A 13,439-nucleotide genomic window follows, 5' to 3' on the forward strand; every position below is an offset into this window, starting at 1 on the left:
GCAACTGAAGTGGCCAGACGTAAGCCTGCCGGGAAATTTTTCGTTCGGGAATCGCTCAAATTACGTAAGGCTCGAATAGGCATCGCACATCCACCCTCGCCTTTAGCTTTGCAGCCAACAAGTACAACCCTCCCACCTTGCGATGCAGAAACAGAGCATCCACTGGTGGCGTGTACCGGAAGTCGCGATCAGCACCCAGTTGCCACCCTGCATCGCGCAAGCGTCCTGCGAGGTCGGACATCGCAAAGTCATAGGCACCTTGATACCGCAGTGGCTCGCAGGCCTGGGCGATGAGGTCGGTCAGCAATAACCGATGCCTGGCCAGGGTTTCATGCTGAAAGTAGCCCACTTCCAGCGCCGCCTCGGTGATGGCGGCGCGGTCTTCATGCAGGCCTGCAACTAGCAGTTTGCGAAATGCCTCGGTGCTGTTGCGGCTATAAAGGCGCGTGGCACCGAAGTCGAGCAGTACGATCTTCCCGGAGTCTTGCTGATAAAGGTAATTGGCAAAATTGGGGTCGGTCTGGACGCACTGAAACTCAAACACCTCGCGCAAAAGCAGGCCGAACAGCAATGTCACGATCCGGTCGCGCTCTGCCTGTGGCGCGTGTTCAAGACTCTCCAATGCGGCGCCGTCGGCGAAGGACATCACCAGAATGTTCGGCTTACTGAACTCGGCATACCCACGAGGAACCAGAAAGTCCGGACTGTCGGCTAACAGTTCATGAAAGCGCTGTAAGTGCTGAGCTTCTTTCAGGTAATCGGCTTCATTTTGCAGTTGAGACTTGGCCTCCTGGAGCAGTGCTGTGACGTCCATGCCGGGAGGCAGCAGCCCGGACATGCGCAGCAAAGCAGCGACGTTATCTACATCGCTGGAAATACTTTCGCGCACACCTGGATATTGCACCTTGATCGCCAGACGTTGGCCGTCTTTGCCTTTCGCAGCATGAACCTGGCCGATGGATGCCGCCGCCAAAGGCGTGAAGGAAAACCGTTCGAAGCGTCCTTCCCAGCCCTTGCCCCAGCTTTCGTCAAGGACTGCTACCAACTGGCTCATGGGCATCGGATGCGCGTCGGAACGCAGACGAGAAAGTATGTTGCTCAGCTCGCTCGGTAACAAATCGCCTGCATCCATTGATAACAACTGCCCAACCTTCATGGCCGCACCACGCAATTGCGACAGTCGCTCGGCCACCCGTTGCGCATTACCCGGGGTCAACAGCAGATCATTGAACGCCGGACGTTTACCTTGAGCCAACTGCCGCACACCTTCGGCCAGCATGCCGCCCGCCACGCCGGAGGCCAAACTGCCAAAACGCAACAGCCGCGACAAGCGACTGCCTGGCACTGCAGACGATTCGGGCCGGCGCGGTTTCACGAAAAAATGACTACAGCGATTGCGCCAATAAGCAGGCAAACGCTGACCACCGCTGTCAGGCGAAATCGCATCGGCAGGTACCAAGCGTGCAGGTTCACAACCCGGACCAACTGCCGGTCTTGCCAGAAGTGGACGACAAATCCGACGATCAACAGCAAGCAACCCACTGCCACCGGCAGCAACGTGCTGAGCCAAGCGACAAGCGCCGGGATGACGCTCCATATAAGCCGGTCGCGGCGCAATTCAGCACTCATGTTTTGCACTGACATGGCGAAACCCCAGTGCAACGCGCCGACGAAACTCAGGATGACCGCACCATAGTTGACCAGCGCCACCGCCAAAAACGGCCGATATTCCACAGACGTGAGGATGAGTAGCGCGAGACCAATAAACGGCAGCAAACCACCGTAGCCCAGCAGGACAATATGCCTTGGCGGCGAGATCGAAGACGACACGTTCATTTCAACTGCTTCCACTGCCCGATATACAAGACTGTAGACCCAAAAGCGCTGGCCTGATGCCAATGCTTTTGACCTGAACACTGGATCAGATTCCTTGCCTTGATTAAACGGCCGTTTTGGGTCTTTTTCTGCCCCTGGTGAGGTGCAGAAGTCGGCCAGAAGCGGACGCTCAGCCCACTTTTTTTCGGCAATACGTCACCGCCTGGCAGGCATTCCTAAAAAGGATTTACACTCGTTTTGCCTCGATTCAGACCGCTGTCTACATACGGGAAATAGATTTGTGCAGATTCAAATTATTTACACCCGCAGATGCGGCTATCGAATATCCAGCAGATGAATACCCCGAACTTTTACCGCATCCAAAAGAGCAAGTGGTCGCGTTAATTGAAGATACTCAAGAAACTAGAGTGCTTACTTTTGCCGCGTGAAAAACCTCCTGACGACCACATACTCAAGGCCTAGCGGACCCGTTCCGTAAACCTGTGAAATGTACTCGCCTGATTTAGCCCAATGAAAATGTGGCGTATTGGCCGGAAGTATCACTACGCTGCCTGGCCCATAAGCCTATACCGCCAATCGTGGCGAGTCGCGTGCGGCTTACTGCATTTGTCACCGGCAGCAATGAGAATGGAGGTGTCGCGCATTACAGTTGCTACGCAATGTAATCAACGCTCGGATACATGCCGATTGCGAAGGCTGCCCCCTCTCGTCCCGCTCACCAGAGGCCGGCCGCTCGCCCAATCAATGCCATTGATGGTCACCATCAAGGTAATGAAGTTCTCTTAAAAAATCCGCGGCGTAACATCTGCTCCATACCAACCAAAAACACCCCGGAGCACACGATCATGAAACGCCAAACCATCCTCAGCATCGCTTTCTCGGTTTTTGCAGTTAACGCTTTCGCCGCAACCTCGACTCACCCGGTTGTCGCTGAAGGCGGCTCGGATCGGCTGATTGAACGCCGCGTTGCCGAAGGTGGCTCGGATCGTCTGATCGAAAAACGCGTTGCCGAAGGTGGCTCGGACCGTCTGATCGAAAAACGCGTTGCCGAAGGCGGCTCGGATCGTCTGATCGATAAACGCGTTGCTGAAGGTGGCTCGGACCGTCTGATCGAAAGCCGCGCTGCATAAACAAATCGCGTCACCGCGATACCTGAAAACCCGGTCTGATCAGCCGGGTTTTTTTATGGGTAATTGCACTGACTTTCTCCATTTATATTCGACCTGACCAGTCATGTGCACCGTATCAGACCAGCAAGCTGCGTGGAGACATGGCCGGTAGAGAGCAGCCGTCAGCAGGCGTTCTGCTGGGTCGTTTTCGGGCAATAGCAGTCGTTCTCGTCCGTCTGCAATGGCCAAAAGCGACCTTGTCCAGAGATAAATCAGGATAGGCATCGCGGCGGCAGGCTATGTTGTGGATTGGTTCATGCATCGGGGGAACTGAATACTTGCAAGAGGCGTGGCGAACAGCCGTCGAATCTTTATTAGTTCAGGGTTTCGATTGTTGCTCGACTGCATTACCACTTTCTCTGCATCGCGTTAGTTACGCAAACTATATCGACCGCATTAAAAACCTGATGTAAACCTTTGTTAAAAGCATGATTAAAAAAGTTAAAGCACGTTGGCGCCATGTTGCCTTGAACTTCACGGCACGCAGGCATCGTGCTAAAACGGCAGCTACCCGTTTTGCAGGAAAGTCACCGAATGCCCAGGAAACAACCGGCCAGTAAAGAGCCCGCAACCGCCGCAGACATCGAGCGATCGATCCAGGCGCTAAACAAAATGGCCGAGCGCTTGTGGGGTGATGGTCGAGAAGCGGAAGCCAAAGCTCTTCTCGACGCACTTGATGCACTAAACCGTGCGCTCGACCGGATCCGGATTGGCGAGAGCCGCCGGGTTGTGACACTGCACTAAACCCTACGGTTTGAGAATCAACAGCGGGTCGCCCTTCTTCACAATGTAAGTCGCCAACTCCGAGCCCTTGTCAGTACCGATGTACTTGGCGATATGCGCCACACCCTCCGGAATGAACAGCGAATCACCGGCCTTCAGCGTCACGGGCGCCCTGCCCTCAAGTTGATATTCAAATGTGCCGCTGATCACGTACGCGACTTCCACGCCCGGATGCGCATGGCGTGGCGAGGTCACGCCAGGTTCAAAATCGACTCGTGCCTGAATCACTTCGCGGTCGGCGGCGCCGAGGTCCTGGCGAACCAGATCAGTTCGGCTCAGGCCTTGCTGCCAGCTTTTGGGCTGCGTATCGGCGGCGTGTGCGATGCCGATCATCGAAGCAAGTATGGCGGCAGTAGTCAGGAACAATGGACGGCGCATGATGTTGCCCTCTCAAACTCAGTGGTGTGTGGTGACGCCACTTTGAACAGGGCTTGTAGTGCTGATGTGTCGTGAATCCTTGGTTTGTTATTGGCGTGTGTACCCGGCCGGGATTGATACACGCTTATACAAACGTTTCGTCTTTCTGTCTGTGCGGGAGCGACCGCCCCTGAGGTGCGAAGCGTGACTGGCCTCCATTCGATTGACCAAACGGGCCATGTCGGCAACGAATCTGTAAACTGCGGCGATCTTTACTCGCACAGACAAGGGACCCACATGGCCAACCAAGACATCACCTTCACGCCCGATCCGGATGCCGGGTCCATTTCCTCCGACGTCGCGACCTTCGGCGGGATCATGGTTTCCACCCAGATTCCAACCCGCGCCGATGGCAGCCTGGAACTGGGCGGCATCACCGAGCAAAGCGAATGCACTCTGCAAGCGCTGAAAGTTGCACTGGAACGTGCGGGCAGTTCGATGGACCGGGTCATGCATCTGACCATCTACCTCACCGACATGGCTGACCGTGCCGCGTTCAACGAAGTTTACAAGCGCTTCTTCGCCAAACCTTGGCCGGTGCGGGCGGCGGTTGGCGTTGCCTCGCTGGCCGTTGAAGGCATGCGCGTGGAAGTGACAGCGATGGCTGCCAAGGCCTGATCGCGATGCACTGATAGTCGACATCTTTATTGACTGATCCACCGCCATCGCGGGCAAGCCCGCTCCCACAGGGTTTTGCGGTGGTCGCGAGATCTGTGTATGGCACAAATCACTGTGGGAGCGGGCTTGCCCGCGATGGCGGTGGGTCAGGCAACATTGATGCTGGATGTGCCTCCCCCTTCGCGAGCAACCTTGCCCCCACTGGGTTTGGCAGGGTGGCATCTGCCATCGGGCAGCACGGGCGTGCCCGGCGCGCATTTCGGGGCTACAATGCGCGCCTCAACCGTGACAGCCTGACTAAAAAAAACTATGTCCTTGCCCAAGCATCATCTGGAATTGCTCAGCCCTGCCCGCGACGTGGCCATTGCCCGCGAGGCGATCCTGCACGGCGCCGACGCCGTGTACATTGGTGGCCCAAGCTTCGGCGCCCGCCATAACGCATGCAACGAAGTGAGCGAGATCGCCGAGTTGGTGGAGTTCGCCCGCAAATATCATGCGCGCATCTTCACCACCATCAACACGATCCTGCACGACAACGAACTGGAGCCGGCGCGCAAGCTGATCCATCAGTTGTACGACGCCGGGGTCGATGCATTGATCGTCCAGGATCTGGGTGTGATGGAGCTGGACATTCCGCCGATCGAGTTGCACGCCTCGACCCAGACCGACATTCGTACGCTTGAACGGGCGAAGTTCCTCGATCAGGCCGGCTTCTCGCAATTGGTGCTGGCTCGCGAACTCAATCTGCAGGAAATCCGCGCGATCGCCGATGAAACCGACGCCGCCGTCGAGTTCTTCATTCACGGCGCGTTGTGCGTGGCGTTCTCCGGTCAGTGCAACATTTCCCACGCGCAGACCGGGCGCAGCGCCAACCGTGGCGATTGCTCCCAGGCCTGTCGCTTGCCGTACACCCTTAAAGACGAAAAGGGTGGCGTGATCGCCTACGAGAAACACCTGCTGTCGATGAAGGACAACAACCAGAGCGCCAACATCCGCGCCCTGGTCGAAGCCGGTGTGCGCTCGTTCAAGATCGAAGGTCGCTACAAAGACATGGGCTACGTGAAGAACATCACCGCCTATTACCGTCAGCGCCTCGACGACGTGCTCGAAGATCGCCCGGACCTGGCCCGCGCTTCCAGCGGCCGCACCGCGCACTTCTTCGTGCCCGATCCGGAAAAAACCTTCCACCGCGGCAGCACCGATTACTTCGTGACTGATCGCAAGATCGACATCGGCGCCTTCGATTCGCCGACCTTTACCGGTTTGCCGGTGGGCACGGTCGAGAAAGTCGGCAAGCGTGACATGCAGGTCGTGACCCACGAACCGCTGTCCAACGGCGACGGTCTGAACGTACTGGTCAAGCGTGAAGTGGTCGGTTTCCGCGCCAACATCGCCGAGCCTAAAGGCGAGTTCGAAGAAGACGGCGAGAAGCGTTACCGCTACCGCGTCGAGCCCAACGAAATGCCGGAAGGCCTGTACAAACTGCGTCCGAACCACCCGTTGAATCGCAACCTCGATCACAACTGGCAGCAGGCGCTGCAAAAAACCTCTTCCGAGCGTCGCGTGGCCCTGAGCTGGGCTGCACGTCTGCGTGAAGAGCAGCTGGAAGTCACCGCCACCAGTGAAGAAGGCATCAGCGCCAGCGTCACCCTGAACGGTCCGTTTGGCGTTGCCAACAAACCTGAGCAGGCACTGGAGCAGTTGCGCGATTTGCTCGGCCAACTCGGCACCACGCAGTACCACGCCACCGACATCAAACTCGATGCGCCACAGGCATTCTTCATCCCTAACTCGCAGCTCAAATCCCTGCGCCGTGAAGTGATCGAAGCGCTGACCGCTGCCCGCGTTGCCGCTCATCCGCGCGGCGGCCGCAAAGCCGAAACCACGCCGCCACCGGTGTACCCGGATTCGCACCTGACGTTCCTCGCCAACGTCTACAACCAGAAAGCGCGCGACTTCTACCATCGTCACGGCGTGAAGCTGATCGACGCGGCGTACGAAGCGCACGAAGAAGCAGGCGAAGTGCCGGTGATGATCACCAAACATTGTCTGCGTTTCTCCTTCAACCTGTGCCCGAAACAGGCCAAAGGCGTGACCGGCGTGCGTACCAAAGTCGCGCCGATGCAGTTGATCCACGGCGATGAAGTGCTGACGCTGAAGTTCGACTGCAAGCCGTGCGAGATGCACATCATCGGCAAAATGAAAGGCCACATCCTCAACCTGCCGCAACTGGGCAGCGTGGTGGGCCACATCAGCCCTGAAGACCTGATGAAAACCATCCCGCGCGCACCGCACTGAGTGGTCGGCGTGCGCGGTGCTTCGGCGCCGCGCACGCCTGCCCTGCTCCATTGAGGCCAGATTCGCAGGCATAAAAAAACGCCAACTTCTTTCGAAGTTGGCGTTTTTTGATAGATGGCAGGGGCGGCTGGATTCGAACCAACGCATGGCAGGATCAAAACCTGCTGCCTTACCGCTTGGCGACGCCCCTACAGCACTTGTCAGCGGCTCCGTGAGGATCACTGCAAGAACGGGGCGCAATTTATCAACATTCGTTACGTTTGGGAAGCCCGAAATGAAATATTTTTTGTTTTAAAACAGCGACTTATTTTCTTGGCCGGATTTAGCCCAATGATCGGCCCGTTTGGCGCGTGTATCACACTGTGTACATACCCCGCCGCGATACAGCGGATTTCAACATCGCCCCTCTTCGACACAGGCCAGATACGTCCCGGCGCTCAAATGCACTCAAGGTTTGACGGGTTCATTCGCAACCCTCAACCAACAGTTCGCACAGGAGACGTCATCATGAAAATGGCACTGCACACCCGCAAAACCGCATTCAGACTTTCGATTCTGGCGCTGTCGTTGTTCGGCGCTTTGGGTACGGCTCAAGCCCAAACCGCAGAACCTGCGGCTGCGAGCTATTCCGCGCCCTCGCCGTTCGGTCCGCTGAAGCATGTGAAGGCGGGTGTGCTGGACGTCGCTTATGCCGAAACCGGTCCGGCCAACGGCCCGGTGGTGATTCTGTTGCACGGCTGGCCCTACGACATTCACAGCTACGATGAAGTCGCGCCATTGCTCGCGGCCAAGGGTTATCGCGTATTGATGCCGTATGCGCGGGGTTATGGCGATACGCAGTTCCTCTCCAAAGACACCCTGCGCAACGGCCAACCAGCGGCGCTGGCCAGTGACGTCATCGACTTCATGGATGCGCTGAAGATCAAGCAAGCGGTGCTCGGCGGTTATGACTGGGGCGCACGCTCGGCGGACATCGTCTCGGCGCTGTGGCCGGAACGGGTCAAGGCGCTGGTGTCGGTCAGCGGCTACCTGATCGGCAATCAGGCGGCCGGGCAGAACCCGCTGCCGCCCAAGGCTGAATTGCAGTGGTGGTATCAGTTCTACTTCGCCACCGACCGCGGCCGCGCGGGCTATGCGAAGAACACCCACGACTTCGCCAGGCTGATCTGGCAAACCGCTTCGCCGCAGTGGAAATTCGATGACGCAGCCTTCGATCGCTCCGCCAAAGCGCTGGAGAACCCTGATCACGTCGACATCACCGTGTTCAATTACCGCTGGCGTCTGGGCCTGGTGCAGGGCGAGGCGAAATACGCGGCGCTGGAGCAGAAACTGGCCACCGCCCCATCGATCAGCGTGCCGACCATCACCCTGGAAGGCGACGCCAACGGTGCACCGCACCCGGCGCCGGAGGATTACGCCAAGCGCTTTACCGGCAAGTACCAGTTTCGGCTGATCAACGGTGGCATTGGCCACAACTTACCGCAGGAAGATCCGCAGGCGTTTGCCAAGGCTGTGATTGATGCGGATCACCTTTAAAAGTCTTCCCCTACCCGCACAAAAAAGCAGTCAACCGCTCAGGCTGACTGCTTAATGGCTAACGTGCGTGATTACTCCGTTGGCACAACGATATCCAACGCCTTGTTGACCGCCAACTCTCCCAACATGACCACTTGCGCGATACCCAACAAGGTATGGCGGTTCGACCCTTCCAGCAGCCCTGCAAAATTACCGAGCATGACCGTGGCAGACGCTAAAGAGCCGCTGGCATTGGTCAGCAAAGACTCGGCGTCGGACTGCGGGTTGACCATGAACATAGTGCTGGGCGTATAGGGTGTTGCCATGATCCCGGCAGCTGGCAGCAGGTAATGGTCAAGCGCACGCTCTGCCGCTTCGTGGAGTTTTCTTGAGTTGGGTGATACGTACGGCGATGCCGGATCTGTGACGGGTGGTTCGGGTGTCTTGGACATCAGCTGAAACTCCATAAGAGCCAGAAAGCCTGAAGCGTTACGATCGCGACCGTAGACGCTTGTGTGCAGTGAGGGAGCAAGCCCCCTCTCTCATCCGCATAGTGACTATTGCGGCAAGCGCTGGTTATCCAGGATTCGCCCGACCACCAGTTCGCTGAGCATGATCACCTGCTGCAGCACCAGCATCTTTTTGCGATACGGCCCCTCCATCAACTCGGCGAACTCACGCGCCATGTCACTGGCGGACGACAAGGTTTCGTAGGCCTCGACGAGCAGCGTTTCGTCATCCACCGTGGGGTCGATGAGGTAGATTCGGCCGGTCTTGCGTGTGGGGATTGAAGTCTTCAATGCCGAGGGATTGAGATAGAAGTTGATCGCGCGTTCTGTTGCCTCTTTGATGTTTTGAGGTTCGAGCGCGGCGTCGTAGGGGATTGGATCGGTTTCTGGCGGGTTGGGCGTGATTTTGAACATTGTCTAATTCCAAAAGTAGGGCCGCATCCTTTCTCTACTAAAAGAAGGGAGGCAGCTGTGCGCAGGTTAGTAGACCGGTGGAATTAGCAAAACCGGCGCGCCCGAGAGCGCCCTGCGCACAACCACCATCAAGTGCAGGAATAGGCATGCCTGACTGAATGGAACTCGTGCGCTTACTAATACCAAACGGGCTACTAAACCCGACCACTGATAGGCAGTGGCAGGTAAACGATAGAGTCCGAGGGCAAAGCGCACAAGCCGGCGGATTCTGGCGTATGCGTAGGTAAAGGCACAAGGTTTTGTAGCCTTTATGGCGTAACAGTTGGTGTAAGTTAAACGTGCGTGCGGGGTGGTGTTTAGAAGAGCCCCTCACCCTAGCCCTCTCCCGGAGGGAGAGGGCACTGACCGTGCGATGCTTCAGAAATACGTCGACCTGACAGTGCAATGCCGAATCCATAATCGACCTGAAAGTGCACTGCCGAATCCATGATCGACATTGCAGCGCTGCGCCGAATCCATAATCGACTCGGTCCTTCAGGTCGATGTATGACGCAAGACATCTCGGTCGGCCCCCTCTACCTCTGGGCGGTCCGACGTTTCGGGAGGGCTGGGGTGAGGGAAATTGGTCTACAGTTAAATCTCCATCAACTTCACAAGGATCGTGAAGCATGCACAATCGCCCCACCCTCGCCCAATTCGCCCGTCATTTGCGTACCAATCAAACTGATTGCGAACACCTGCTCTGGCAAAAGCTGCGCGCCCGCCAAATCGCCAACTTGAAATTCCGCAGGCAATTCCCCTGCCCGCCATACGTCCTGGATTTTTATTGCGTCGAACTGAAACTGGCCATCGAACTGGATGGTGGTCAGCACTATGAATCAGCGGGCGTGATTCACGACCAGCGCCGGACATTGTTTCTTCAGCGGCAGGGCATTGAAGTTGTGCGGTTCAGTAACTTAGAGGTGATTCAGCAGATGGGGGATGTGCTGGAGCAGATTATAAAGACCGCGGCGGATCGAAAAGCCCCCTCACCCTAGCCCTCTCCCGGAGGGAGAGGGGACTGACCGTGCGATGCTTCAGCAATACGTCGATCTGAAAGTGCAACACCGAATCCGCGATCGAACTGACAGTGAACTACCGAATCCATAATCGACTCGGAGCTTCAGGTCGATGTATGACGTAAGACATCTCGGTCGGCCCCCTCTCCCTCAGGGAGAGGGCTGGGGTGAGGGAAAGTGGTCTACAGTTAAATTCCCATCAACTTCGCAAGGATCGTGAAGCATGCACAATCGCCCCACCCTCGCCCAATTCGCCCGCCATTTGCGCGCCCATCAAACTGATTGCGAACACCTGTTCCGGCAAAAGCTGCGCGCCCGCCAAATCGCCGAAAAAAGCCTCTCACCCTAGCCCTCCCGACACGTCGGACCGCCCGGAGGGAGAGGGAACTGACCGAGTTGAATGGGGGGCGCTACGCCGACTTGGGATATCGGGTGAACTCGGGTTAGTAACAGCTCGAGCTATTTGACCAGTCGTTTTTCCTTCGAAGGTCGATACCCGAAATACGAGCTATAGCACTTACTGAAATGACTCGGCGAAACAAACCCGCACGCCACCAGCACTTCCACCTGCGACAGCTCAGTGTGTTGCAGCAAACGCCGAGCTTCGGTGATGCGCAACTCCAGGTAATAGCGCTGCGGCGTGGTGCCGAGTTGTTCCTTGAACAGGCGCTCCAACTGCCGCCGGGAGCGGCCGGCATAGACTGCCAGTTGCTCCAGTTCCAACGGTTCTTCGAGGTTGGCATCCATCAGCTTCACCACTTCACGCAGCGGTGCGCTGACGCAGATGTTTTCATCAGGTTTGATCCGTCGATAGCGCGATTCCTCGAAGGCGAGGATATCCTCGACGCCCTCGACCAGGGCCTTGCCGTGGAGGTTCTTGATCCAGTCCAGTGCCATGTGAAACGCCCCCGACGGGCTCGATGCCGTGAGTCGGTCGCGGTCGATGACGTAGGGTTCGCTGCTGACGTGGGTGGTCTTGGCGATTTCGGTCAGTGCCGGGCGGTGTTCCGGGTGGATCGCGCAACGATAGCCGTCGAGCAATCCGGCGCGGCCTAGAAACCACGCGCCATTCCACAAACCGGCGAGGCTGACACCGCGTTCAGCTGCTGCTTTCAACAGGCTGATGAACTCGTCACTGGCGCGCAGTTCGGTTCGATAACCGCCGCACACCACCAACAAATCCAGATTCTGAAGTGCCGCCAGATCAATCCGCGCATCTGGCCGAATCACCAATCCCAGATCGCTGACGACCTCAGCTTCACTCAAGCCAAACGTGCGCGTAGAAAACAGCTCTGCGCGCAACAGATTGCTGGTGATGATCGTGTCCAGCGCCTGGGTGAAGGCCGGCAGCGAAAAGTGTTCAAGCAGTAAAAAACCCGCGCGTGTCACGCGGGTCTGGTCAGCGGATTGCTCATTCAGATAGCGGAGGTTTTTGCCCTTCATGCCTCCGCTGAATTGACGTCGTTCGATCAAGGTGTGGTCCATCGGTCATGTTGTTATGCGCCGATAGTTGGCCTGAACCGCGCCGGAGTCAATCACGCCTGTTGCTACTGGGGCGTCCTGACTGCGTTTACAGCGCTGAAAAAAGCCCGGCGCCCACTCGCCCTTCCAGGCGACCGAAGAGCACGTAGTGCTGATAGCCGCTGGTGAAAGCGCCGGTGGAAACGGCGTGGCGCACGTCATCGTTCAGTTGAAGGTATTGGGCTTCATCGAAATTTTCGGAACTGACCTCGCCGGCCCGGCCGAGTTGCTCGCTATCAATCGGCAAACCCGCAATGGTGCGTTGCTGGAAATCGATCATGCGATTGATTGCATGACTTTCAAGCACGCCCTTGCCGGGGTACATCGCGTAGATGTGCATCCCCTTCTTTACGCACCGATTGCACATGTCGACACAGTTTTTCTGCGTGTTTTTACGCGTCATCAATTCGTCGACATTGATGTCCAGATACTTTCCGACCTGATATTCGCTTTGATTGAAGATGGTGCAGCAAAGCACTGTATTGCCGTTGCAGTCGATCACCAACCAGTCATCTTTGAGTGTGCACGCTTGCTTGTGGAAGTGTTGTACGACATTGACCAGATCATCGTAAGGCGGCAATGCCAGCCTTTTCAGGGTCTCGTGGTCAGTGTCGGTCACGGAAGGGTCGCGTTCGACAATGGCCAGCGCCTTCTCCAGCGGCATCATCACGGAATAACCCGTGCTGAATGTAAAGCCGAGACGCTCACTGAACTCGCGCATCAGTGCTTCTTCTGCCAGGTTGTCCAGATACCGATGGTAATAAACCTCGACATGGGTGTTCAGACCATGGCGCTGCACGATTTCACTCAGCGTGATCATGTTCTGTTTTACAACTTCGATATCCCCCCCTACATGCCCCTTCGCGTAGGTCTCCTGGTAAAACCCTGACAGCGAAATACGGAAGAAACCCGGCTCGGCCAACAAGGCCTTTTCCATGTTCTTGGCCAGGTTCAGGTTAGTGCTGACGCCACTGTTCATGCCGGCCGCATTGATGATCTCGATGAACTCGCCGATCTTCGGATGCACCAAAGGCTCAGTCCAGTTGTAGAGAAAAATCGCCCGAACGCCTTCGCGTTTGGCCTTCTCGACGATCTGCCGGAACATGTCGAGTTGCATGGCTTTTTTGAAGTTTAGGTTTTCCGAATTGCCCATCGGGCAAGAGGGGCAGCTCAGATTGCAGGCGCCGACGATATCGATGTACATGTTCATGATGAGTAAAGCTCCTTGAGCTCAACGCTACTCTGGTCAACGCCGCAGGCTTTCGGGTTGCCGGATGTGTTAGTTATTTGACGACATTGAG

General features: G+C 56.9%; 12 protein-coding genes, 1 tRNA gene and 1 pseudogene. 6 read left to right on the forward strand and 8 right to left on the reverse strand.

Annotated elements, in window-relative coordinates; all coding sequences use genetic code 11:
• Window positions 1-55: 55 nt before the first annotated feature.
• Both IEQ42_RS11845 and IEQ42_RS11850 read right to left on the reverse strand, forming a co-directional pair.
• The gene (locus IEQ42_RS11845; RefSeq protein WP_228731978.1) at window positions 56-1,330 is read right to left on the reverse strand and encodes an ABC1 kinase family protein; all 1,275 of its coding nucleotides are present in this window, start codon (window positions 1,328-1,330) and stop codon (window positions 56-58) included.
• Between the two features lie 41 nt (window positions 1,331-1,371).
• The gene (locus tag IEQ42_RS11850) at window positions 1,372-1,836 is read right to left on the reverse strand and encodes a DUF3429 domain-containing protein (protein ID WP_210703656.1); all 465 of its coding nucleotides are present in this window, start codon (window positions 1,834-1,836) and stop codon (window positions 1,372-1,374) included.
• A gap of 845 nt (window positions 1,837-2,681) precedes the next feature.
• Here IEQ42_RS11850 and IEQ42_RS11855 point away from each other — a divergent pair.
• Window positions 2,682-2,963, forward strand: a pseudogene (locus tag IEQ42_RS11855) (phage infection protein); the annotation flags it as partial.
• Between the two features lie 576 nt (window positions 2,964-3,539).
• Window positions 3,540-3,749: a hypothetical protein gene (locus IEQ42_RS11860; protein WP_210703658.1), complete on the forward strand. Its 210-nt coding sequence runs from the start codon at window positions 3,540-3,542 to the stop codon at window positions 3,747-3,749.
• A gap of 3 nt (window positions 3,750-3,752) precedes the next feature.
• Here the strand turns inward: IEQ42_RS11860 and IEQ42_RS11865 are convergent, their stop codons facing one another.
• Window positions 3,753-4,166 carry a cupin domain-containing protein gene (locus IEQ42_RS11865; RefSeq protein WP_210703659.1) on the reverse strand — a complete coding sequence of 138 codons (414 nt, stop codon included), beginning with the start codon at window positions 4,164-4,166 and terminating at the stop codon, window positions 3,753-3,755.
• Window positions 4,167-4,442: 276 nt separating this feature from the next.
• On the opposite strand from IEQ42_RS11865, the gene IEQ42_RS11870 reads away from it, so the two are divergent.
• Together IEQ42_RS11870 and IEQ42_RS11875 are read left to right on the forward strand one after the other, a co-directional pair.
• Complete coding sequence (locus IEQ42_RS11870) at window positions 4,443-4,823, forward strand: RidA family protein (RefSeq protein WP_210703660.1); 381 nt, start codon at window positions 4,443-4,445, stop codon at window positions 4,821-4,823.
• A 309-nt stretch (window positions 4,824-5,132) separates the two neighbouring features.
• Entirely contained in the window at window positions 5,133-7,121 is a 1,989-nt protein-coding gene (locus tag IEQ42_RS11875; RefSeq protein ID WP_210625155.1) for a peptidase U32 family protein, read from the forward strand.
• A 115-nt stretch (window positions 7,122-7,236) separates the two neighbouring features.
• Here IEQ42_RS11875 and IEQ42_RS11880 read toward each other — a convergent pair.
• Window positions 7,237-7,311 (reverse strand) — tRNA-Gln (locus IEQ42_RS11880).
• 317 nt (window positions 7,312-7,628) lie between these two features.
• On the opposite strand from IEQ42_RS11880, the gene IEQ42_RS11885 reads away from it, so the two are divergent.
• Window positions 7,629-8,657 carry an alpha/beta fold hydrolase gene (locus IEQ42_RS11885; protein WP_210703661.1) on the forward strand — a complete coding sequence of 343 codons (1,029 nt, stop codon included), beginning with the start codon at window positions 7,629-7,631 and terminating at the stop codon, window positions 8,655-8,657.
• Window positions 8,658-8,728: 71 nt separating this feature from the next.
• Here the strand turns inward: IEQ42_RS11885 and IEQ42_RS11890 are convergent, their stop codons facing one another.
• Together IEQ42_RS11890 and IEQ42_RS11895 are read right to left on the reverse strand one after the other, a co-directional pair.
• Window positions 8,729-9,088, reverse strand: a complete 360-nt coding sequence (locus IEQ42_RS11890) for a DUF6124 family protein (protein WP_210703662.1) — start codon at window positions 9,086-9,088, stop codon at window positions 8,729-8,731.
• 105 nt (window positions 9,089-9,193) lie between these two features.
• Window positions 9,194-9,559, reverse strand: a complete 366-nt coding sequence (locus IEQ42_RS11895) for a DUF6124 family protein (protein ID WP_210703663.1) — start codon at window positions 9,557-9,559, stop codon at window positions 9,194-9,196.
• 668 nt (window positions 9,560-10,227) lie between these two features.
• Between IEQ42_RS11895 and IEQ42_RS11900 the strand changes: the two genes are divergently transcribed.
• Window positions 10,228-10,596 (forward strand): endonuclease domain-containing protein, encoded by a 369-nt coding sequence (locus tag IEQ42_RS11900; protein WP_210625152.1) that lies wholly within the window; start codon window positions 10,228-10,230, stop codon window positions 10,594-10,596.
• A 480-nt stretch (window positions 10,597-11,076) separates the two neighbouring features.
• Here IEQ42_RS11900 and IEQ42_RS11905 read toward each other — a convergent pair whose 3' ends face one another.
• Together IEQ42_RS11905 and IEQ42_RS11910 are read right to left on the reverse strand one after the other, a co-directional pair.
• Window positions 11,077-12,102 carry a GlxA family transcriptional regulator gene (locus IEQ42_RS11905; protein WP_210703664.1) on the reverse strand — a complete coding sequence of 342 codons (1,026 nt, stop codon included), beginning with the start codon at window positions 12,100-12,102 and terminating at the stop codon, window positions 11,077-11,079.
• An 85-nt stretch (window positions 12,103-12,187) separates the two neighbouring features.
• The gene (locus IEQ42_RS11910; protein ID WP_210703665.1) at window positions 12,188-13,348 is read right to left on the reverse strand and encodes a radical SAM/SPASM domain-containing protein; all 1,161 of its coding nucleotides are present in this window, start codon (window positions 13,346-13,348) and stop codon (window positions 12,188-12,190) included.
• Window positions 13,349-13,439 lie beyond the last annotated feature (91 nt).

The organism is Pseudomonas iridis, from assembly GCF_017980685.1.
In the GTDB taxonomy this organism is placed as follows: Bacteria; Pseudomonadota; Gammaproteobacteria; order Pseudomonadales; family Pseudomonadaceae; genus Aquipseudomonas; species Aquipseudomonas iridis.